This window comes from Stutzerimonas stutzeri, assembly GCF_000935215.1.
Lineage (GTDB): Bacteria > Pseudomonadota > Gammaproteobacteria > Pseudomonadales > Pseudomonadaceae > Stutzerimonas.
This window is the reverse complement of sequence record NZ_JXXD01000075.1, coordinates 12,028-32,514: the sequence shown is the minus strand read 5'-3', so window position 1 is coordinate 32,514 and position 20,487 is coordinate 12,028. Positions and strand designations below refer to the sequence as shown.

The window sequence follows — 20,487 nt, the reverse complement described above, 5'->3', positions numbered from 1 at the left end:
GGATTCGCCGGCTTCGCGCAGCAGAAAGAAGCCGCCGCCGCCAAGTCCGGAGCCGTATGGCTCGACCACCGCCAGGGCGGCGCTGACTGCAACGGTGGCATCGAAGGCGTTGCCGCCGGCTTCGAGAATGCGTCGGCCAACTTCACTGGCCAGCGGATGGGCCGTGGCGACGGCGCCGTTTGCAAGAGGGTTGCCCTGGGCCGCGCAGGCCAGCAGCAGGAGGGCGGCGAGACAACCCTGGAGGCCCCTGAGCAGGCGGGTCCTTCGGGTCGGTCGCCGCGAGAGCATCACGCCTTGCCGGTGATGATCAGGTACTTCTGCATCAGTTCGTCCTTGCTCTCGACGTTGTTCTCGTCGAGCGGGATGCAGTCCACCGGGCAGACCTGCTGGCACTGTGGCTCGTCGTAGTGGCCGACGCATTCGGTGCAGAGGTTGGGGTCGATGACGTAGATTTCCTCGCCCTGGGAAATGGCGCTGTTCGGGCACTCTGGCTCGCACACATCGCAGTTGATGCAGTCATCGGTGATTTTCAGGGACATCCAGCGAACTCCTGCCGTGGCTCGAACCACGGCACAGCAATATTACGACCGGGCAATTGTGCCGCATCGCCGGCCAGCGTGCACTCGACGCGGCCCGGCGGGCATCGTCAGTTCTGGCCGAAGCGCTCGTGCAACGCGCTCATCACCGCCGGGTGGACGAATTTGGATACGTCACCCTTGAGCGAGGCAATCTCCCGAACCAGCGTCGAGGAAATATAGGAGTACTTTTCCGACGGCGTGAGGAACAGGCTTTCCACATCGGGCGCCAGCTGGCGGTTCATGTTGGCCAGCTGGAACTCGTACTCGAAGTCCGACACCGCACGCAGGCCGCGCAGCAGGATATTGGCCTGCTGCTCCTTGACGAAGTGCGCCAGCAGCGTGGAGAAACCCATGACCTTCACGTTCGGCAGGTGCTTGGTGACTTCTTGAGCCAGCGCCACACGTTGCTCGAGCGGGAACAGCGGGTTCTTCTTGGGGTTGGCCGCCACGGCGATGATGACCTCGTCGAACAGGCGCGAAGCGCGTTCCACCAGATCGGCGTGGCCCATGGTGATGGGATCGAAGGTTCCCGGATACAACACTCGATTCATCGCGGCGTCCTGACGCATGCGTGGGGGTGTGGATGGTAGCGGCTCGGTGTCGACAGCGTAAAGCCTGAATGCCATGCCGCGATCTGTCGTGAATGACAGTCAATCTCAGGACTTCTGCAGGCGATCACCCAGTTCCGTGGCGAGTTTGGCGCACAGCGCATAGATCGACAGCTGGGGATTGGCGCCGATGCTGGTGGGGAACAGTGAGCCGTCGTGTATCGACAGGTTGGCCAGCTGATGGTGCCGGCCGAGGCTGTCGGTGACGGCCTGGCGTGGGTCATCACCCATGGCGCAACCGCCCATGACGTGGGCGCTGCCAAGACGGGTGCGATACAGCGCAAGGTCCAGACCCTCGATCAGCTCCCGGGCGGCGCGGGGCGTGCGCACGTAATGGGCGTCGGCATGCAGGGGCAGCACGGCGCGCGCACCGGCGGCGAACTGGGTCTCGGCCATGCTCAGAAAGGCGCGGCGGATACCGTTCCAGGCATAGTCGGTCATGCGGTAGTCGAGCGCCGGGCTGCCGTCGCTGCGCAGCTCGACCGTGCCCTCGGCGCTGTCCTGATGAAAGCCGTCGCGCTGCAGGGCGATCATCGCGTGAGTATGCGGCAGCTCGGCCATGCGCTGCGCATTCTGCGGGCTGAAGTCGCCGAGCAGGGTGGCCGCGAGCGCGGGATGGATGGGCGGTACTTCGAGCTTGTAGCCCGCCGGCCCGGCAATCCCGTCGCGCCACTGGAAGTGGTCGGAATAGATCGATTGTGGCGCGCCGCTGAAGGCGTCGATGCGCTCGTCGAATTGCGCCGCGGAGAAGTTGGTCAGATGCAGGAAGGTGCGCTTGCCGACGCGCTGATGCGGGTCGGGCGCCTGCGAGCGCAGCAGCAGCGCCGGCGTGTTGATGCCGCCGCCGGCGAGAATGTAGTGCCTGGCGACGACGCGGATGCGCCGCCCGTTCGGTTCCACGCAGCGGTCGTCCATGCCCAGACAGTCCATGCCGACGACCCGCTCGCCCTGCATCAACAGGCGTTCGGCGCGCGCGAGGTAGAGCAGTGCGCCGCCCTTATCCAGCAGCGCCGGAATGCTGGTGACCAGCATCGACTGCTTGGCGTTGGTCGGGCAGCCCATGCCGCAATAGCCTAGGTTCCAGCAGCCACGCACGTTGCGCGGGATCACCGCCCAGTGCTGGCCGAGGCTTTCGCAGCCGCGCTGCAACACCGCGTTGTTGGCATTCGGCGGCACGGCCCAGGGCGCGATGTCGAGGCGCTGTTCGATGCGTTCGAACCAGGGTTGCAGCGCCTCGACCGACAGCCCGCTGACGCCATGCTCGCTGGCCCAGTGCTGCAATGTTTGCGGCGGTGTGCGAAAGCTCGAGGTCCAGTTCACCAGCGTGGTGCCGCCGACCGCACGGCCCTGCAGGATGGTGATGGCGCCGTCCTTGCTCGTGCGGCCGATGGCTTCCTGATAGAGCGAGCGGTAGGCGCGGGCTTCCTGCATGTCGAAGTCGCTGCTGGTGTGCAGCGGGCCTTCTTCGATCAGCAGCACCTTGAAGCCCGCGGTACTCAGCACTTCCGCACTTGTGGCGCCGCCTGCGCCGCTGCCGACGATGGCGATGTCGGCTTCCAGGGTCAGATCGTCCTCCAGTCGTGAGCCGTCGTATGTGGTCCAGCCACGGGCAAGGCCTGCAGCAAACAAGTCGGGAACGGGCACGGATGCCTCCTATCAGTCAGACCTTCGGCGGTCCGGGATAACCGCAGTGCGCCCAGGCGGCGGGGCTGGCGTACCAGGCCATGAGGATCATCTGCAGCAGCGAGGCATGACCCTGACGCAGCAGGGCGAGCGAGCTGTTTTGCCAGCGCTGAAGGAACGCGCGTATTTGATCATCGGAGGCTACCTCCCAGCCGCTCCAGATACCGGTCAGCGGCCCGCGGGTCAGTGGCAGGCTGAGTACGTCGAACAGCTGGCGTACCTGGCTTAGCAGCGCGGGCGACAAGTGGTGCAGGCCCAGGTCAAGGCTGACGAGGGTGGTCTGCACGGCCTGCGGCATGTCACTGGGCGCCGTCGAGCCTTCCAGCAGCAACGGCGTTAGTCGGCGCAGCATGGGCAGATCGCTGTCACGCAGCACGAAGAAGCCGCTCGCCGCGCCATCCGCCGAGGCGCTGAGGGTCCGGCTGAGCAAGCCGCCGCCGGCGAGGAGCGCGCCGCCGAGTAGCCCGACCTTGAGCAGGCCGCGGCGATTGAGAGACAGGTCGTGCATTGCTTCAGCCACGCATCAGCGGATGAACAGCGCATAGATCAGCTTCTGCCACCACCTGCCATAGGGCGGATAGATCAGTCGGGCGGCGTTGAAGCGCTGTTTGATGAACACACCCTTGGCCTTGCTGAAGGTGAGAAATCCCTCATGGCCGTGGTAGTGCCCCATGCCGGACGGGCCGACGCCACCAAACGGCAGATCGTCCTGGGCGACGTGCAGCAGGGTGTCATTCAGGCACACGCCGCCGGAGTGGGTGGTTTGCAGCATGCGCTGCTGCTCGCTGCGGTCGTAGCCGAAGTAGTACAGCGCCAGCGGGCGTGGGCGCGTGTTGACGTAGGCCAGCGCCTGTTCGAGATCGTCGTAGGGCACAATCGGCAACAGCGGGCCGAAGATTTCCTCCTGCATCACGCGCATGTCGTCGGTGGTGTTCAGCAGCAGGCAGTGCGGCATGCGCCGTTGCTGCGCCTCGGCGAACAGCGGCACGACATGCGCGCCCTTGGCCTGCGCATCGTCGAGGTAGTCCTGCAGTCGCGTCAGCTGACGCGCATTGATGATCGCGGTGTAGTCGGGATTGTTCGCAAGGCTCGGATACAGACGCTGTACCGCCTCACGGTAGGCACCGATGAAGCCCTCGACACGCTCGCGCGGCACCAGCACATAGTCCGGCGCGACGCAGGTCTGCCCGGCGTTCATGCACTTGCCGAAGGCGATGCGCTCGGCGGCATCGGCCAACGGGACGCTGGCCGAGACGATCGCTGGCGACTTGCCACCGAGTTCCAGGGTCACCGGTGTCAGGTTCTCCGCTGCCGCGCGCATCACCTCGCGGCCGATGTGCGTCGAACCGGTGAACAGCAGATGATCGAACGGCAGCCGGGCGAAGGCCTGCCCGACCTCTACATCGCCGAGCACCACCGCTACCTGATCTTCAGGGAATATCTGCGCCAGCAGCTCCTTGAGCAGCTGCCCGGTGGCAGGCGTCGACTCGCTCATTTTCAGCATCACGCGATTGCCGGCGGCGAGCGCGCCGATCAGCGGCCCGATGGCCAGATAGAGCGGATAGTTCCACGGCACGATGATGCCGACCACGCCCAGCGGCTGGTAGACCACCCGTGCGCTGGCCGGCTGGAAGGCGAGGCCGACATGCCGGCGCGAGGGTTTCATCCAGCGCCGCAGGTGACGGCTGGCGTAACGGATGCCGTGCAGGCTGGGCATGATTTCCGCCAGCAGGGTTTCGTCGGCCGAACGATGCCCGAAATCCGCAGCGATTGCCTCGATCAGCGCCGGTTGATGGCCGGCCAGCACATCGCGCAGGGCGTCGAGCCAACGCAGGCGATCCTCTTCCGAGGGCATCGGTGCGGCGGTGAAGGCCGAGCGCTGGCGGGCGAACAGGGCCTCCATGGCGACCAGCGCTTGCGGGATTTCGGCTGACATGCGGGCTCCTGATGCGATGTGTCGGAGGATTTCTAGAGTAATTACTCTAAACTGTCAACGAGACGTGCTTACCCGCCTGCTGGCGTGTACCGTTGCTTCCTTCGCTTCGCCGCCGAGAACTCGCCGCCTCATGGCATCCCGCACCAAGACCCGTGACCGCATCATCGAAGCCAGCCTGGGGCTGTTCAACGCCCAGGGCGAGCGGAACGTTACGACCAACCACATCGCCGCCCATCTCGGCATCTCGCCGGGCAATCTGTACTACCACTTCCCCAACAAGCAGGCGATCGTCGCAGAGCTGTTCGGGCAGTACGAATCGCGTGTCGACCAGTTCCTGCGCTTGCCGCCGGAGCGGGAAATGCAGGTCCAGGACAAGGCGCTTTACCTAGAGGCTCTGCTGGGCGCGATGTGGGATTACCGATTTCTCCATCGTGATCTGGAAGGCCTGCTGGATGCCAATCCGCAGCTCGCCCAGCGCTACCAGGCGTTCGCCGGCCGTTGCCTGCGGCATGCCCGGGCGATCTATCAGGGGTTCGTCGATGCCGGCATTCTGCTGATGGATCCGCTCCAGGCCGAGGCCTTGGCGCTGAATGCCTGGATCGTCCTTACCTCCTGGGTGCGTTTCCTCGGCACGGTTGGCGCGGGAGCCGGAAGCCTGGATCAACTACAGCTGCGTCGGGGCATCTATCAGGTGCTGGCCCTGGAAAGTGGCTTCGTTGCTCCGGGTGCCCGCGAAGCCGTGGCGGCGCTGCAGCAGCAGTACTTCGTCGAACTGGATCCCCTGCCGGACTCGCGAGGCGTCTAGAGCAGGTGAGGGCTCACGGCGTTTGTGCCAACCACTGCGGAATACGCCGCTCCAGGTAGTAGCGCGGCCTACGCGGCGTGCCTTCGACAAAACCGACGTGGCCACCGTTGGCGTGCAGCTCGAGGGCGGTGGTGACGGATAGCTCGGCCGGTTCCGGCACGCTGTGGCGGAACACGAAGGGATCATCCTCGGCCTGGATCAGCAGGGTTGGCGTCGTGATCGTCGGCAGGTAGTAGCGGCTGGAGGCACGGCGGTAATAGTCCTGGGCGTCGCTGTAGCCGTGCAGCGGCGCGGTGAAGCGGCCGTCGAAATCCCAGAAGGTACGCATGCCGTGCAGTGGTCCGAGGCTCTGCAGGGCACCTAGGTGGTTCAGCAGCCCCTCGCGCTGGAAGCGCTGCTGTTTGTCCCTCACGTAGGCGACCATCGCCTTCATGAAATGCGCCTGGTAGACGCGTGAGAAGCCGAGGCCGATGCGATCGGCACATTGGTCCAGGCGGAACGGCACGGACACCGCCACGGCCTTGCGCAGCGGACAACTGGCTGCCATTTCGCCCATGTACTTGAGCAGTACGTTGCCACCCAGCGAGTAGCCGACCGCATGCAGCGGCGCCATGGGCCGGCAGGCCTGCAGATGCCCGATCACTTCGGCGAGATCATCGCTGGCGCCGGAATGATAGGCGCGCGGGAGCAGGTTCGGTTCGCCCGAGCAGCCGCGCCAGTTGATCGCGGCGCTCGCCCAGCCTTGCGCGCTCAGTTGTTGCTGCAGACCGAGCACGTAAAGCGAATTCGACGAGCCGGTCAGCCCGTGTAGCACCAGGACCAGCGGCGCTGTTGCTTCATGCGGGCCGTGCCAGTCCAGGTCTATGAAATCGCCATCGGCCAGCCACAGTCGCTCACGCCGGCGTTCGAGGCGCGGCGCCTTGCGAAAGAATGCGTTCCACAGGGTCTGCAGATGCGGCCCGGGAAGCCACCAGGCGGGTTGGAAGGATTCGGACACGGTTGCTCGGGTTCCTCGTTTGCTCCGACGTTAGAGCCTCGGCGGCGGGAAGAAAAGCACGATGCAGGCGTTGAATGATGCTGGCCGCCTGGCGACTTATGTCTTTGGGGATATGGTCAGCGCCGCCTAAGGGGTGGAGAGTGACGCGATAGTCTTATCCGGAACCCTGCCCATGACGCTTACCCCCTTCGATCAACTGCTGGCTGCCGCGCGCCATGAGCGCGAACCCCAGCGCCTGCTGTTCGTCTTCGTCAGCGCCGAACTGCCCGAGGACGCCACCGAGGCCGAGCGCCAGCGCTTCGAGGAAAATGCTGGCGGCTCGCTGAAACCGGTGCTCTGCGTCGACAAGCTGCCCGAGGAACTGAGCGACTTCGCCGCGCTGCGTGAAGAGTCCGAGCGCACGGGCGTGGCCTGGGATCTGCTGTTCGCCGCGGCGCTGCCCGGCCAGGCCGGTATCACGCCGAACGCCGACGAGGCCGAGCAGCCACTGAAGATGATGGTCAGCGCCATCGAGACCGGCAATATCGGCCGCTTTCTGGCCTTTGATTGCAACGGCCAGACCGTCGACTTCTACTGATACCTTCGGTCTCAGCTCGCCGTGGCGTCGGACGGTGCGCTGCGCTCCCACAGCGCGTAGTGCACCTTGCCGGCCTGCTTCTCCCGATGCAGTCGCCAGTTCCCCGGCAGGCCGAGGCTGGACGGCAGTGCCTCGCTTTCGGTGTAGACCCAGGCGTGCTCGGCCAGCCAACCCTTTGTCTCCAGCAGCTCGCAGGCCGGTTGCAGCAGATTCTTGTTGAACGGCGGGTCGAGGAATACCAGGTCGAAGGCGGTCGGCGTCTGGGTTTCCAGATAGCGCAGGGCATCGCTCTGCAGTAGCTGGCCGTGGCCGCAGTTCAGCGTGTCCAGATGCTTGCGCAGGCTGGCGATGGCGTTGGCGTTCACGTCCAGCGCCAGGGCCATGCTGGCGCCGCGCGACAGGGCTTCCAGATAGATCGCGCCGCTGCCGGTGAAAGGATCGAGCACCCGCGCGCCGGATAGGTAGGGTGCCAGCCAGTTGAACAGGGTTTCGCGCACCCGGTCCGGCGTGGGGCGCAGGCCTTCGGCATCGGGGAAGCTGAAGCGGCGCGAGCGCCACTCGCCGCCAATGATGCGCAACTGGCCCTGGCCGCCGTGGGCGTTGGGGCGAATGGGTGGATTGGCCATCAGTGCTCCGGAACGCCGCTGGGCTGTTCGACTGGTTTATCGGTAGGCGGCGGCAGCGGTTGCTGCTCGACGCTGGGGCCGGCGGTGACGATGACGAAGGCGTCTTGCTGCAGATGCTTGTTCATCGCCGTCTTGACCTGTTCGACTGTCAGCGCCTGCACCTCGCCCATGAAATCCTCCAGGTAGGTCAGCGGCAGGTCGTAGAAGCCGATGCTGCCCAACTGACCGACGATGTCGGCATTGCTTGCGGTAGACAGCGGGAAACTGCCGGCGATCTCGCGCTTGCTGCGCTCCAGCTCGGCCTCGGTCGGCCCTTCGGCGAGATAGTCGCGGACCAGCTGCTGCACCAGATCCAATGCGCCATCGGTGAGTTCGGCGCGGGTCTGCATGCTGATCATGAACGGCCCTTCGGCACGCATCGGGCTGAAGCCGGAATAGATGCCGTAGGTCAGGCCGCGCTTTTCGCGCACTTCTTCCATCAGCCGCGTGCCGAAGCCGCCGCCCCCGAGAATCTGGTTGCCCAGATAGAGCGCCGCGTAATCGGGGTGACCGCGCGGAATGCCGAGCTGGGCCAGCATCAGATGGCTCTGTTTGGAGGGGAAGTCGATGTGGTGCTTGCCGGCAACCGGAGCCTCGGGTTTCGGCGTCGTTGGCAGCGCCGGGCCTTCCGGCAGGGCGGCCGAGACGCCGGCGGCCAGGGCTTCGGCCTCTTCGCGGGAGAGGTCGCCGACCAGCGCGATCACCGCGTTGCCTGCCGCATAGGCGCGGGCGTGGAAGTCGCGCAGCTGCGCGACGCTGATCGCCGGCACCGACTCGGGGGTACCTTCGCTGGGGTGGGCGTAGGGGTGATCGCCATAGAGCTGCTCGAACAGCTCGAGGCTGGCGAGCTTGCCGGGGTTCTGCTTCTGGAATTCGAAGCCGGCCAGCAGCTGATTCTTGATCCGTTGCAGCGAGTCCTCCGGAAAGATCGGCTGACCGATGACTTGGTTGAACAGCGCCAGGGCCGGCTCGCGCTTGTCCGGCGCGCTCAGGCTGCGCAGGCTGACCACTGCCATGTCGCGGTAGGAACCGTTGCCGAAGTCCGCACCTAGGCCTTCGAAGCCGCGGGCGATGGCGCCGACGTCCTTGCCCTCGACACCCTCGTTGAGCATGGCGTTGGTCAGCAGTGCCAGGCCGGGTACGTCGCCGTCCTGGCTGCTGCCAGCGGAGAAGGTCAGGCGCAGGTCGAACATCGGCAGTTCGCGGGCTTCGACGAACAGTACCTTGGCGCCTTCGGCGGTCTGCCAGCTCTGGATGTCCAGCTTGCGCCGGGCCAGGGGTTGATCGCCTAGCTCGGCGAGCGACTCCAGACGAGGTTTTTCCGGCGTTGCGGTCGGCACGGCAGGCTGGGTCGCCTCGCGGGCGACATCCTGCTTCACCGGCTCGCCAGGTTGTGGCAGAGCGGTGGAGCCTTCATCGCAGCCCGCCAGGCCGAGGCTGGCTGCCAGTAACAGGCCGAACAGGCCGTTGCGCAGCGCTTTGCAATCACTCATCACGGGCTTCCTCGGGCAGAACATGGGCGACGCTCAGGCGGGAGCGGGTGAAATAGATGCTGGCGGCCTGCTGGATGTCCTCGGGCGTGACCGCTTCCAGCGCGCTCAGCTCGTCGTCCATCAGGCGCCAGGACAGGCCGACGGTTTCCAGCTTGCCGATGGTGGTGGCCTGCTGGGTGATGGAATCGCGCTCGTAGACCAGGCCGGCGATGACCTGCGCACGCACGCGCTCGAGTTCATCCGCCGAGGGGGGTGCCTGCTTGAGCGCATCGAGTTCCTGCCACAGGCCGGCTTCGACTTCTTCCAGCGTGCGGCCCTTCTGCATGTTCGGCGCGGCGCTGAGGACGAACAGGCTGTCGCCGCGGGCATAGGCGTCGTACCAGGCCGAAGCGCTGGTCACCAGTTCTTCACCGCGCTCCAGCCGCTCCGGCAGGCGCGCGCTGTAGCCGCCGTCGAGCAGGGCGGAAATCAACCGCAGCGCGTGCACCTGGCGGGCGTTCTCCTCGGTCGCCAGGCTCGGTGCGTTGAAGGCCATGAGCAGCGTCGGCAGCTGGGTCTTCACGTGCAGCTTGAGGCGCCGCTCGCCCGGCTCGGCCAGTTCCAGTGGCCGCTTGGCTGCTGGCACTTCGCGTTTCTCGATGTCGCCGAAGAAGCGCCCGGCCAGTCCGCGGACCTCATCGGCGGTCACGTCGCCGACCACCACCAGGGTAGCGTTGTTCGGCGCGTACCACTGCTCGTACCAGGCGCGCAGCTCGTCGGCCTGCATGCGGTTGAGGTCGGCCATCCAGCCGATGGTCGGGTTGCGATAGCCGCTGGCGGGGTAGGCGATGGTCTTGAAGCGCTCGTAGGCCAGCGAGCTCGGCTTGTCATCGGTGCGCAGGCGGCGCTCTTCCTTGATCACTTCGATCTCGCGGGCGAACTCGTCTGGCGGCAGCTTGAGGCTGGCCAGGCGATCGGCTTCGAGCTCGAACGCAACGGCCAGGCGGTCACGTGCCAGAACCTGGTAATAGGCGGTGTAGTCGTCGCTGGTGAAGGCGTTTTCCTCGGCGCCCAGCTCACGCAGGATGCGCGAGGCTTCGCCGGCATCGAGCTTGCGGCTGCCCTTGAACATCATGTGTTCCAGCGCGTGGGAGAGGCCGGTCTGGCCAGCCGTCTCGTAGCTGGAGCCAACCTTGTACCAGAGCTGGGATACCACTACCGGCGCACGATGATCCTCGCGCACGATCACTTTCAGGCCGTTGTCGAGGAAGAACTCGTGGGTGGGCTGATTGTCTGCTGCTGCCAGCAGGGGCAGATAGAACGCTCCGAGCAGCAGGGCGGCGGCGCGGCGTAACATCAGAGGCATAGTCGGGACTCGTCCAGTTGGTGTCCGCCACGGCAGACTGGCAGGGCGGCAACACGGCAGCCATGGTACTGGCGCGTGCGAATCAGGCAAAGCCGGGATATCCGCAGCCGAACCGGCCCTGATGCCGGAACCCGTGCTTAGCGCACCCGCTTTGCGAGGTGCTAGGATAGAGCCCGTTTGGCCGGCAGCGTGGCTGCCGGCGTATCGCATCCTTGAGAATACCTTCTCCATGTTTGGTTCCAACGACGACAAGAAGACACCGGCCGAGCCCGGCGAAAAGAAAGGCCTGTTCGGCTGGCTGCGCAAGAAACCGCAGCAGCCGGTGGCCGAGCAGCCTGCCGCCGAACCGCAGGAAGACAGCCTGCCGCACGCCGAGCAGCCTGAGGCCGAGAGCGAGCAACCGGCAATCGCCACCTCCGGGCTATTGCCCGAACCGCCCATCGAAGCCGAAATACTCCCAGAGCCAGAGCCAGAGCCAGAGCCAGAGCCAGAGCCAGAGCCAGAAATAGCGCCGGTGCCGGTCGCCGCGGCAGCGCCCGCTGAAGCACCGGCCAAGCTCGGCTTCTTCGCCCGCCTCAAGCAAGGGCTGACCAAGACCAGCTCGAGCATCGGCGAAGGCATGGCCAGCCTGTTCCTCGGCAAGAAAGCCATCGACGATGACTTGCTCGATGAACTGGAAACCCGCCTGCTCACCGCCGACGTTGGTGTCGAGGCGACGACGGCGATCATGCAGAACCTCACGCGCCGCGTGTCGCGCAAGGAGCTGGCCGACAGTGGCGCGCTCTATACCGCGCTGCAGGAAGAACTCTCTGGGCTGCTCAAGCCGGTCGAGCAGCCGCTGGTGGTCGACAGTGGCAAGCGCCCGTATGTGATCCTCGTGGTCGGGGTGAATGGTGTCGGCAAGACCACCACCATCGGCAAGCTGGCCAAGAAGCTGCAGCTCGAAGGCAAGAAGGTCATGCTCGCCGCTGGCGACACCTTCCGCGCCGCGGCGGTGGAGCAATTGCAGGTGTGGGGCGAGCGCAACAGCATTCCGGTGATTGCACAGCACACCGGTGCCGACTCCGCCTCGGTGATCTTCGATGCGGTGCAGGCGGCCAAGGCGCGGGGCATCGATGTGCTGATCGCGGACACCGCTGGCCGGCTGCACACCAAGGACAACCTGATGGAGGAGCTGAAGAAGGTCCGCCGGGTGATGGGCAAGCTCGACGAGTCGGCTCCCCACGAGGTCCTGCTCGTGCTCGACGCCGGCACCGGCCAGAACGCCATCAACCAGACCAAACAGTTCAATCAGGCGGTCGAGCTGACCGGTCTGGTGCTGACCAAACTCGACGGCACCGCCAAGGGCGGTGTGATCTTCGCCCTGGCCAAGCAGTTCGGCACGCCGATCCGCTACATAGGCGTCGGCGAAGGCATCGACGATCTCCGCACGTTCGAGGCCGATGCCTTCGTCAAGGCGCTTTTCGCCCAGCGGGACGGCGCATGATTCGTTTCGAACAGGTCGGCAAACGCTACCCCAACGGCCACATCGGGTTGCATGAGCTTTCCTTCCAGGTGCGCCGTGGCGAATTCCTCTTCGTCACCGGTCATTCCGGCGCCGGCAAGAGCACGCTGCTGCGCCTGTTGCTGGCAATGGAGCGTCCCACCAGCGGCAAGCTGCTGCTGGCCGGGCAGGACCTGTCGCGCATCACCAATGCGCAGATTCCTTTCCTGCGCCGGCAGATCGGCGTGGTGTTCCAGAATCACCAGTTGCTGTTCGATCGCACGGTGTTCGATAACGTCGCCCTGCCGTTGCAGATTCTCGGGCTCAACAAGCGCGAGATCGGCCAGCGGGTGATGACTGCGCTGGAGCGCGTCAGCCTCAAGGACAAGGCGCTGCAGTATCCGGCGGACCTGTCCACCGGCCAGCAGCAGCGTGTCGGCATCGCCCGCGCCGTGGTGCACCGGCCGGCTCTGCTTCTGGCCGATGAACCGACCGGCAACCTCGACCCGCGACTCGCTGCGGAGATCATGGGCGTGTTCGAAGACATCAATCGCCTGGGTACCACCGTGCTGATCGCCAGCCACGATCTGGCGCTGATCGCGCGGATGCGTCATCGCATGCTGACCCTGCAACGTGGTCGCCTGATCGGCGACGGGGAGGCCAGCCGATGAGCAGCGAACGCAATCCCAAGACCAACCCGAGCACGGCCGAGCGCGTCGGCGGTTCGGTGAAGAAGCCGGAGCAGCCGCGCGGCGACGAGCCGGACTTCAAGACGCTGTTCCACGCCTGGCTGGAAAGTCATCGCGCCAGTTTGGTCGACAGCGTCGGGCGTCTGATCAAGCAGCCGATCGGCAGCTTCTTCACCTGCCTGGTGATGGCCGTGGCGTTGAGTCTGCCCATGGGCCTGGCGCTGCTGCTGGACAACGTCGAACGGCTCGGTGGCTCGTGGCAGCGTGCCGCGCAGATATCGCTGTTCATGCAGCTTGAGGTGGATGGCGACGCTGGCGAGCGCCTGCGTGACGAGGTTGCCGCCATGCCCGACGTGGCAGCGGCGGACTGGGTCAGCCGCGAGCAGGCGCTGGACGAGTTCCAGCAGCTGTCCGGGCTTGGCGAAGCGCTCAAGGAGTTGCCGGAGAATCCGCTGCCCGGGGTGGTCATCGTGACACCCGAAGAGGTGGACAAGGACAAGCTCGAAGCGCTGCGTCAGCAGCTGGCCGAACTGCCCGGCGTGCAGTTGGCTCAGCTGGATCTGCTCTGGGTCGAGCGGCTGACCGCCATTCTCAAGCTTGGCGACCGCTTCGTCTTCGGCCTGACATTGTTGCTGGTGGCGACGTTGCTGCTGGTGATTGGCAACACCATCCGCCTGCACATCGAGAACCGCCGCACCGAGATCGAGGTGGTCAAGCTGGTGGGCGGCACCGATGGTTACGTCCGCCGTCCGTTCCTCTACATGGGTGCCCTCTACGGTCTGGGCGCCGGCCTGATCGCCTGGCTGCTGCTGGTCTATGGACTGGGCTGGCTGAACGAGGCCGTGGTGAATCTGGCGGGCCTCTACGGCAGCGATTTCGGCCTGGGAGGCGTTCCGGCCGGTGATGCGTTATCGCTGGTGATCGGTGCGGTGCTGCTCGGCTACATCGGTGCCTGGCTGGCTGTCGCAAGGCATCTGAGCGAGCTGGCTCCTCGATAAGATTTCATTTGAAAACAATCACTTGACAGTTGTGTCAGGGAACTTTTCCACAGGCTTGCAGTCTCATGCGGCAATGCTAAACTGCTGCAGCTTCGTCATTGGAGGTACTGCATGACAACTACCCTGCAACCTGTTCAAGCGCTAGTCCCGGGAGCGAATCTCGAGGCCTACGTGCAGACCGTGAACAGCCTCCCGCTGCTCACCGTCGAGCAGGAGCGCGAGCTGGCCGGGCGCCTCTTCTATCATCAGGATCTCGAAGCGGCTCGGCAGATGGTGCTGGCGCACCTGCGTTTCGTCGTTCACATCGCCCGCAGCTATTCCGGCTATGGTCTGGCCCAGGCCGACCTGATCCAGGAAGGCAACGTCGGCCTGATGAAGGCGGTCAAGCGTTTCAATCCGGAAATGGGTGTGCGGCTGGTGTCCTTCGCCGTACATTGGATTCGCGCCGAAATTCACGAGTTCATCCTGCGTAACTGGCGCATCGTCAAGGTCGCGACCACCAAGGCGCAGCGCAAACTGTTCTTCAATCTGCGCAGCCAGAAGAAGCGTCTGGCCTGGCTGAACAACGATGAAGTCACCGCCGTGGCCAATAGCCTGGGCGTCGAGCCGCACGAAGTGCGCGAAATGGAAAGCCGCCTGACCGGCCATGACATGGCCTTCGACCCGGCCGCCGATGCCGACGACGACAGCGCCTACCAGTCGCCTGCGCACTATCTGGAAGATCATCGCTACGATCCGGCCCGCCAGCTGGAAGATGCCGACTGGAGCGACAGTTCCACTTCCAGCCTGCATACGGCGCTCGAGGGGCTCGACGAGCGCAGCCGGGACATTCTCCAGCAACGCTGGCTGAACGAGGACAAGGCGACCCTGCACGACCTGGCGGCCAAGTACAACGTATCGGCCGAGCGCATTCGTCAGCTGGAGAAGAATGCAATGAACAAGTTGAAGGGCTCGATTCAGGCCTGATACTCGTCAGCTGAAAACGAATCGCGGGATGCCATTGGCTCCCGCGATTTTTTTTGCCTGCCGTTCGCTCGGGATGCCGCCTGGCTATCGAGGCTTGCTTCTGGCCTGGCGGATGTTGTCTCGCGCCTGTTCAACCGCGACCAGCAGCTGGGCGTTGGTGATCGGCTTGTGCAGCCAGACGATCCCTGCGGGGAACTGTGCCTGCTCGAACTGGTGCGCGGCGGAGATAACGACGATGGGCAGATCCTGCATCGCCGGTTGACCGCGCAATTCGTCGATAAGCTGCATGCCGCTGCCGTCGGGCAGGTGCAGATCCAGTGTCATGGCCTCGTAATGGCTGGCAGCGAGCTTTTCACGGGCCTGATGCAGGCTTTGCACGCGCTCCACGCCGTAGCCGCCCTCGCGCAGCATCATATGCAGCAGACGGCCGGTGTCAGGCTCGTCTTCGACGACCAGGATTCGCGGCTGGCCGTCGCGGCAGTCCGATTCGGCTGGCGGTATCTGGATCGGCAGCTCGCACCAGAAGGTGGTGCCCTGGCCGGGTACGCAGTCGAAGCCGACCGTACCGCCCATGCGTTCGATCAGCTCCTTGGTGATCGCAAGTCCGAGTCCGGTACCGGACTTCTGCCGGCTGTCGGAGGCATCGGCCTGGGCGAACTTCTCGAACACGCGAGAGCGGAACGCCTCGGGAATGCCGGGGCCCTGGTCGGTAACGCTGATACGAACCTTGGTCCCACGCAGGGAGCTGTGCAGGCGAATCTCTCCGCCCTCGGGGGTGAACTTGACCGCGTTTGAGAGGAAGTTGCCAAGCACCTGCTGCAGGCGCAGGCTGTCCACCCAGACCAGCACATCGGCCGGATGCTCGAGTGTACAGCGCACGCCATGCTGCTCGCAGAGGGCCTGGTTGCTCGCCAGCGATTCCTCTAGCAGGTCGCCAAGCGAATGTTCGCGCAGTTCGAACGACATCTTGCCGGCGGCAATCTTTTCCATGTCCAGCAGGTCGTTGATCAGATGACCCAGGCGCAGGCTATTGCGGTAGGCGATCTCAAGCATCTGCTGCATGGCTGGAGGCGCTGCCCCGAGCGCGCCGCCGACGACCAGTCCGAGCGCACCGCTGATGGAGGTCAGTGGCGTGCGCAGCTCGTGGCTGACGGTGGAAACGAAGTCGTTCTTCATCTGCTCGACGCGCTTGCGTTCGGTGAGGTCCATCAGCGTGCCGCTGATGCGCTGGGCCATGCCTTGCGGGTCACGCTGGATATGGCCGCGCAGCAGTACCGGGACGACATGACCATGCTTGTGTTGCAGGCGTAATTCGGTGGTGAAGTGGTCGACATTGGAAAGCATGGTTTGGGCCAGGCGCGCCTTCTGCTGCGCTAGGTCTTCGGCAACCGTCAACCGCTCCCACAGTTTGAGGTCGCAGGTCAGCTCGTTGGGACGATAACCGAGCATTTCCCAGGCGCGGGGCGAGGCGAACATGCTGCCGGCTTCCAGATCGAGATCCCACAGGCCGTCGTTGCTGCCTTTCAGCGCCAGCGACAGGCGCTCTTCGCTCAGCCGCAGGTCGTGCCTGCTCTGGCGAATGTGCCGGGTCATCTCGTTCGCCAGCGCCTGGGCTCGGCTATGGCGCAGCGCCAATGACGAGGTCAGGAAAAAAACCAGCAGGCTCAGACCGAGCCCCAGGCCGAACACCAGTGCCTCGTTGGAATGAAAACGCTCGTCGAACTCGGGCCGGCTATCCATGCGCAGCGTCCAGGTCTGGCCGTACAGCTCCAGCTGCTGCAACTGGCTGAAGCGGGCACTGCCGGGCTCGAGGGCTTCGCTCGATGCGTACAGCAGGTGTTCCGGCTCTTCACCGGGACTGGCGTAGATATGCAGCGCCAGCGGCAGATCGGCCGCACGCAGAATGCCGCGCATCAGATCTTCGACGCGATAAGGGCTATAGACGAAGCCGCGCAGCGCCTGCATGCGCTGCTCCGGCGTCGTCAGTGGCGCGCTCGGTCGATACACCGGCACATAGAGCAGCACACCGGCCTGCACCTTGCCATGGGTTTCCTGCAGCAGCGTCACCTTGCCGGTAATGCTCGTTTCGCCGAGCTGGGCGGCACGTTGCATGGCGCGACGGCGAGTCGGCTCGGAATACATGTCGTAGCCGAAGGCGGCCAGATTGCGCCTGAGGAACGGCTCAAGATAGACGATCGAAGTGTAGAGCTCCCGCTGGCCTGGCGGATGAATGTCGTAATCCGGGTAACCCTGTGCGCGCATGCGTGCGACATGCGCATCGCGTTCGGCCTGCGGAATTGCCTGGCTGAAACCGACGCCCTGGATGCCAGGATAACGGTCTGGTAGCAGCAAGCGCTCGACGTACGTGCGCCACTGCTCGCGGCTGACGCTCTCCACGGCATCGAACAGACCGGCGCCGCCGAGCAGGATCTGTTCATGGTCCCGCAGCCGCTTGCGGATCGCTTCAGTGACCTTCTCGCCGAGCATCTGGAACTGCTGCCGGGCAGCGCGATCCTCGTTGGTGCGCAGACTCTGCCAGACCACCAGTTGGACCAGCAGGGTGAACGCCAGCATTCCCCAGGCAACGCCGTTTCGCCAGCTGAACAGCTGTCGCAGGCCGTGAGGCTGATTGTGGTTTATCGCTGGATCGCTCATCGTCTTCGCTGCGGTACGCGGTGGTTGACCGATTGGACGCCGGAGGCCTGGAATCGGTGCCAGTCTGCGGCAGTCGAGCCAGTATGCCGCAAAGCTGGTTGCCCGGCCTTCCATGATGGCGAGGTTGACCGTTCTGTCAGCTTACCTGCAGTAATGGCCTATTGATATATGCGCCTGATCAGGCTCCGGACGAGCGGCAACTCTGCCCGTAGCGGAGTTCGGCCGCGCGCCAATCGATGTCGCTGGCAGGCTGCGGTCGTGCAAAGCCGTAGCCTTGGCCATAGTCGCAATTCTGCGCCAGCAGAAACGCCGCCTGGTCTGCAGTCTCGATGCCTTCCGCCACGACTTTGAGGCCCAGATTGTGTGCCAGGCCGATGACCGAGCGGGTGATAGCGGCGTCCTCGCGGTCGTCGGGCAGGCCGCGGACGAAGCCCTGGTCGATCTTCAGTTTGTGCACGTTCATGCGCTTGAGTCGCTGGAGTGACGAGTAGCCGGTGCCGAAATCGTCGATCGCCAGCTGAACGCCGAGTGCGCGCAGGCGCTGCAGTAGCTCCAGAGCGGCGTCCGGGTCCTGCATCACCGCGCTTTCGGTGATCTCCAGTTCCAGATGGTGCGCCTCTAGCCCGCAGCGGGCCAGAATGGTGGCGACCTGCAGGTCGAGCTCGCCGTTGCCGAACAGGCGGCTGGAGATGTTCACCGCGATGAAGCCAAGCGGGCGACCCTGGCCAAGCCACTCTCGAGCCTGATTGCAGGCCTGCTCCAGCACCCAGTGATCGATCGCGCTGATCAGCCCGGTTTCCTCGGCGACGAGAATGAAGATGCCCGGTGCGATCAGGCCTTTCTCCGGGTGTAGCCAGCGTACCAGTGCCTCGAAACCGGTGATCGTGCCCTCGCGCAGGTCGTAGATCGGCTGAAAGTGCAGGCGCAGCTGTCCTTGCTCGAGGGCCTGGCGCAATGCGGTGACCAGTTCGACGCGCTGGCGGGCCTGGCTGGTCAGTTCCTCGGAATAGAACGCATAGGTTGAGCGGCCGCTGTTCTTGGCCTTGAACAGCGCCGAGTCGGCGTTGCGCATCAGCTGTTCGACGTTCTGCACGTCGGTCGGATAGGGGTACAGCACGATGCCGATGCTGGCGCTGCTGAACAGCTCCTGGCCAGCGATATGGAAGGGTTCGTTCAGTCGGTCGAGAATGCGCAACGCCAGCGAGGTGGCCTTCTCCGCGCCGTAGCCTTCACAGAGCAGGGCGAACTCGTCACCGCCGAGTCGGCCAAGCGTCATGCCTTCTTTCAGGTACTCGCCCAGTCGCGTGCTGACAGCCTGCAACAGCGCGTCGCCCAGGCTGTGGCCAAGGCTTTCATTGATGTCCTTGAAGTGATCGAGGTCGATCAGAAGTAATGCACCGCTGCGTTTGTTGGCCCTGGCGCGCTCGAGATCCTGCTTGGCGCGTTCGGTGAACAGCAGCCGATTCGGCAGCTTGAGCAACGGATCGTAATGAGCGAGCTGGTCGAGCTCTTCGCGCGAGCGCTTGAGCGCCGAGAGATCGGAGAACACCGCCACGTAATGGCTGAGCTGGCCCTGGTTGTCATGGATGCAGCGCAGGTTCTGCCATTGCGGGTACACCTCGCCATTCTTGCGTCGGTTCCAGATCTCGCCGCTCCACTCGCCATGCTCTTTCAGCGCCAGCCACATCTGGTTGTAGAAGGCTGCGTCGTGCTTGCCAGACGCGAAGAGTCTAGGGGTCTGTCCAAGGACTTCCTCGGTGCTGTATCCGGTGATGCGGCTGAACGCCGGATTGACGTGCACGATGTGTTGGCTTGGATCAGTGACCAGCACGCCTTCCTGAGTGCTGTCGAAGACCGCGGCGGCCTGCTTCAGGCTGGTTTCCTGGACGTGCTGGGCGCGCTGCTGTTCGTCGAAGCGGCGAAAGTGCTGGCGGCCGAGCAGGAATATCAGCACGGTGGTAAGCCCCACGAACAGCGCGCCCTTGCCTGTCTGCCAGGTCTGGATATCGCCAGCAGCCAGGTAGCCGACCAGCATGTCGCCGAGGAGAATCCACAGCATGGCCAGGCAGAAATAGCCCAGACTCAGCCGGACGAGGTAGGTGTTCATGGTTGTTCTCGGGTCCGATCCAGATACTGCATAGTCAAACCCCATCGCACTGACCGAGCGGGAGGCACGTGATCTCGCACCGGAGGTGCTGCATCCTGCTGCGCCGGCTGTTCTGCATGCTGGTTCAGAGCCAGCCCGGCCACCAGTCCGGGTGGTCCGGTTTGATCCGCTGCAGGTAGTGGCTGCCACCCAGCTGGCGCATCTGTTGCCGAATCCAGGCGGCGCGATTGTTCACATGGCCGTTCGGTTTGCCAGCGCTCCACTGTCGCGGATTGGGTAGCACCGCGGCGAGGAGGCTGGCTTGTCGGGTCGACAGGTACGGTGCACCAGTGCCGAAGTGATGCTGTGCCGCCGCCTGCGCACCGAAGACGCCATCGCCCCACTCGACGCTATTGAGATAGACCTCAAGGATGCGCTGCTTGGGCCATAAAAGCTCGATCAGCGCGGTGAACCAGGCTTCCAGGCCCTTGCGTGGCCAGCTGCGGCCGGACCAGAGAAACAGGTTCTTCGCCACCTGCTGACTCAATGTGCTGGCACCGCGCAGTGAGCCACCGCGCTCATTGTGGCTGAGGGCGGCGCGGATTGCAGCGATGTCGAAGCCCCAGTGGTCGGCGAACTTCTGATCCTCGGCGGCGATCACCGCCATCTTCAGATCGTCCGGCAGCACTTTCCAAGGCCGCCAGTCGCGGGTCAGGTCGATAGTTTCGCCTGTGCGCCATGACTCGATCTTGCGCTCGATCATCAAAGCGGTGAACGGCGGTGGCACCCAGCGAAACAGCAGTACCAGCAGCGCCGAGAGGCCGATCAGCCAGAGCAGCAGTTTGGAGAGGCGCAGCAGCAGGTTTCGCAACATGGCACTTGGTCGTGGGCGAAAAGAGCGGGCATTATAGCGGCCGCTAAGG

Annotated in this window: 19 protein-coding genes; 6 read left to right on the top strand and 13 right to left on the bottom strand. The window is 64.6% G+C overall.

Annotation, left to right across the window (positions count from 1 at the left end; translation table 11 throughout):
* The 6 genes from LO50_RS09300 to LO50_RS09275 all read right to left on the bottom strand — a co-directional run.
* A partial coding sequence (locus LO50_RS09300) for a gamma-glutamyltransferase (RefSeq protein ID WP_044314800.1) occupies positions 1-288 on the bottom strand: 288 nt, incomplete at its 3' end.
* On the bottom strand, positions 288-539 hold the full coding sequence (locus tag LO50_RS09295) for a YfhL family 4Fe-4S dicluster ferredoxin (protein ID WP_003303200.1): 252 nt from the start codon (positions 537-539) through the stop codon (positions 288-290). The genes LO50_RS09300 and LO50_RS09295, both read right to left, overlap by 1 nt.
* A 107-nt stretch (positions 540-646) precedes the next feature.
* The gene (gene coaD / locus LO50_RS09290; RefSeq protein WP_014818712.1) at positions 647-1,129 is read right to left on the bottom strand and encodes a pantetheine-phosphate adenylyltransferase; all 483 of its coding nucleotides are present in this window, start codon (positions 1,127-1,129) and stop codon (positions 647-649) included.
* Between the two features lie 105 nt (positions 1,130-1,234).
* A complete protein-coding gene (locus LO50_RS09285) occupies positions 1,235-2,830 on the bottom strand; it encodes a GMC family oxidoreductase (protein WP_044314799.1) in 1,596 nt (531 codons plus the stop codon).
* A 16-nt stretch (positions 2,831-2,846) separates the two neighbouring features.
* On the bottom strand, positions 2,847-3,377 hold the full coding sequence (locus LO50_RS09280; protein WP_044314798.1) for a hypothetical protein: 531 nt from the start codon (positions 3,375-3,377) through the stop codon (positions 2,847-2,849).
* A 15-nt stretch (positions 3,378-3,392) separates the two neighbouring features.
* Complete coding sequence (locus tag LO50_RS09275) at positions 3,393-4,805, bottom strand: coniferyl aldehyde dehydrogenase (RefSeq protein WP_044314797.1); 1,413 nt, start codon at positions 4,803-4,805, stop codon at positions 3,393-3,395.
* Between the two features lie 130 nt (positions 4,806-4,935).
* Here LO50_RS09275 and LO50_RS09270 point away from each other — a divergent pair, with 130 nt between their 5' ends.
* Positions 4,936-5,610, top strand: a complete 675-nt coding sequence (locus LO50_RS09270) for a TetR/AcrR family transcriptional regulator (protein WP_044314796.1) — start codon at positions 4,936-4,938, stop codon at positions 5,608-5,610.
* Between the two features lie 13 nt (positions 5,611-5,623).
* Here LO50_RS09270 and LO50_RS09265 read toward each other — a convergent pair whose 3' ends face one another.
* Entirely contained in the window at positions 5,624-6,607 is a 984-nt protein-coding gene (locus tag LO50_RS09265; RefSeq protein ID WP_044314795.1) for a hydrolase, read from the bottom strand.
* 172 nt (positions 6,608-6,779) lie between these two features.
* On the opposite strand from LO50_RS09265, the gene LO50_RS09260 reads away from it, so the two are divergent.
* Positions 6,780-7,184, top strand: coding sequence for a hypothetical protein (locus LO50_RS09260; RefSeq protein ID WP_014818722.1), 405 nt, complete (start codon positions 6,780-6,782; stop codon positions 7,182-7,184).
* 11 nt (positions 7,185-7,195) lie between these two features.
* Here LO50_RS09260 and rsmD read toward each other — a convergent pair whose 3' ends face one another.
* The 3 genes from rsmD to LO50_RS09245 are packed head-to-tail and all read right to left on the bottom strand — an operon-like array spanning position 7,196 to position 10,687.
* Positions 7,196-7,810 (bottom strand): 16S rRNA (guanine(966)-N(2))-methyltransferase RsmD, encoded by a 615-nt coding sequence (gene rsmD / locus LO50_RS09255; RefSeq protein ID WP_044314794.1) that lies wholly within the window; start codon positions 7,808-7,810, stop codon positions 7,196-7,198.
* Positions 7,810-9,342 (bottom strand): M16 family metallopeptidase, encoded by a 1,533-nt coding sequence (locus LO50_RS09250; protein ID WP_044314793.1) that lies wholly within the window; start codon positions 9,340-9,342, stop codon positions 7,810-7,812. The genes rsmD and LO50_RS09250 overlap by 1 nt, the downstream gene beginning before the upstream one ends.
* Positions 9,335-10,687: a M16 family metallopeptidase gene (locus LO50_RS09245; protein ID WP_044314792.1), complete on the bottom strand. Its 1,353-nt coding sequence runs from the start codon at positions 10,685-10,687 to the stop codon at positions 9,335-9,337. The genes LO50_RS09250 and LO50_RS09245 overlap by 8 nt, the downstream gene beginning before the upstream one ends.
* 229 nt (positions 10,688-10,916) lie before the next feature.
* Between LO50_RS09245 and ftsY the strand changes: the two genes are divergently transcribed.
* The 4 genes from ftsY (at position 10,917) to rpoH (ending at position 14,823) form a co-directional block, all read left to right on the top strand.
* Positions 10,917-12,173, top strand: coding sequence for a signal recognition particle-docking protein FtsY (ftsY, locus tag LO50_RS09240; RefSeq protein WP_044314791.1), 1,257 nt, complete (start codon positions 10,917-10,919; stop codon positions 12,171-12,173).
* Positions 12,170-12,841 (top strand): cell division ATP-binding protein FtsE, encoded by a 672-nt coding sequence (gene ftsE / locus LO50_RS09235; RefSeq protein WP_003297174.1) that lies wholly within the window; start codon positions 12,170-12,172, stop codon positions 12,839-12,841. Before ftsY ends, ftsE begins: the two co-directional genes overlap by 4 nt.
* Positions 12,838-13,857: a permease-like cell division protein FtsX gene (gene ftsX / locus LO50_RS09230; protein ID WP_042927078.1), complete on the top strand. Its 1,020-nt coding sequence runs from the start codon at positions 12,838-12,840 to the stop codon at positions 13,855-13,857. The genes ftsE and ftsX overlap by 4 nt, the downstream gene beginning before the upstream one ends.
* A gap of 111 nt (positions 13,858-13,968) precedes the next feature.
* On the top strand, positions 13,969-14,823 hold the full coding sequence (rpoH, locus tag LO50_RS09225; RefSeq protein WP_031298050.1) for an RNA polymerase sigma factor RpoH: 855 nt from the start codon (positions 13,969-13,971) through the stop codon (positions 14,821-14,823).
* 84 nt (positions 14,824-14,907) lie between these two features.
* Here the strand turns inward: rpoH and LO50_RS09220 are convergent, their stop codons facing one another.
* The 3 genes from LO50_RS09220 to mtgA form a co-directional block, all read right to left on the bottom strand.
* Entirely contained in the window at positions 14,908-17,478 is a 2,571-nt protein-coding gene (locus LO50_RS09220; RefSeq protein WP_044314790.1) for a hybrid sensor histidine kinase/response regulator, read from the bottom strand.
* Between the two features lie 178 nt (positions 17,479-17,656).
* On the bottom strand, positions 17,657-19,585 hold the full coding sequence (gene dibA, locus LO50_RS09215) for a phosphodiesterase DibA (RefSeq protein ID WP_044314789.1): 1,929 nt from the start codon (positions 19,583-19,585) through the stop codon (positions 17,657-17,659).
* Positions 19,586-19,709: 124 nt separating this feature from the next.
* On the bottom strand, positions 19,710-20,438 hold the full coding sequence (gene mtgA, locus LO50_RS09210) for a monofunctional biosynthetic peptidoglycan transglycosylase (RefSeq protein ID WP_023446089.1): 729 nt from the start codon (positions 20,436-20,438) through the stop codon (positions 19,710-19,712).
* Between the last annotated feature and the right edge of the window lie 49 nt (positions 20,439-20,487).

Excerpts from the sequence above, each read along its gene's own strand:
- LO50_RS09295 (WP_003303200.1), bottom strand. The coding sequence starts at position 539 with ATGTCCCTGAAAATCACCGATGACTGCATCAACTGCGATGTGTGCGAG.
- coaD (WP_014818712.1), bottom strand. The coding sequence starts at position 1,129 with ATGAATCGAGTGTTGTATCCGGGAACCTTCGATCCCATCACCATGGGC.
- LO50_RS09280 (WP_044314798.1), bottom strand. The coding sequence starts at position 3,377 with ATGCACGACCTGTCTCTCAATCGCCGCGGCCTGCTCAAGGTCGGGCTA.
- LO50_RS09275 (WP_044314797.1), bottom strand. The coding sequence starts at position 4,805 with ATGTCAGCCGAAATCCCGCAAGCGCTGGTCGCCATGGAGGCCCTGTTC.
- LO50_RS09270 (WP_044314796.1), top strand. The coding sequence starts at position 4,936 with ATGGCATCCCGCACCAAGACCCGTGACCGCATCATCGAAGCCAGCCTG.
- LO50_RS09260 (WP_014818722.1), top strand. The coding sequence starts at position 6,780 with ATGACGCTTACCCCCTTCGATCAACTGCTGGCTGCCGCGCGCCATGAG.
- rsmD (WP_044314794.1), bottom strand. The coding sequence starts at position 7,810 with ATGGCCAATCCACCCATTCGCCCCAACGCCCACGGCGGCCAGGGCCAG.
- LO50_RS09250 (WP_044314793.1), bottom strand. The coding sequence starts at position 9,342 with ATGAGTGATTGCAAAGCGCTGCGCAACGGCCTGTTCGGCCTGTTACTG.
- LO50_RS09245 (WP_044314792.1), bottom strand. The coding sequence starts at position 10,687 with ATGCCTCTGATGTTACGCCGCGCCGCCGCCCTGCTGCTCGGAGCGTTC.
- ftsY (WP_044314791.1), top strand. The coding sequence starts at position 10,917 with ATGTTTGGTTCCAACGACGACAAGAAGACACCGGCCGAGCCCGGCGAA.
- ftsE (WP_003297174.1), top strand. The coding sequence starts at position 12,170 with ATGATTCGTTTCGAACAGGTCGGCAAACGCTACCCCAACGGCCACATC.
- ftsX (WP_042927078.1), top strand. The coding sequence starts at position 12,838 with ATGAGCAGCGAACGCAATCCCAAGACCAACCCGAGCACGGCCGAGCGC.
- rpoH (WP_031298050.1), top strand. The coding sequence starts at position 13,969 with ATGACAACTACCCTGCAACCTGTTCAAGCGCTAGTCCCGGGAGCGAAT.
- LO50_RS09220 (WP_044314790.1), bottom strand. The coding sequence starts at position 17,478 with ATGAGCGATCCAGCGATAAACCACAATCAGCCTCACGGCCTGCGACAG.
- dibA (WP_044314789.1), bottom strand. The coding sequence starts at position 19,585 with ATGAACACCTACCTCGTCCGGCTGAGTCTGGGCTATTTCTGCCTGGCC.
- mtgA (WP_023446089.1), bottom strand. The coding sequence starts at position 20,438 with ATGTTGCGAAACCTGCTGCTGCGCCTCTCCAAACTGCTGCTCTGGCTG.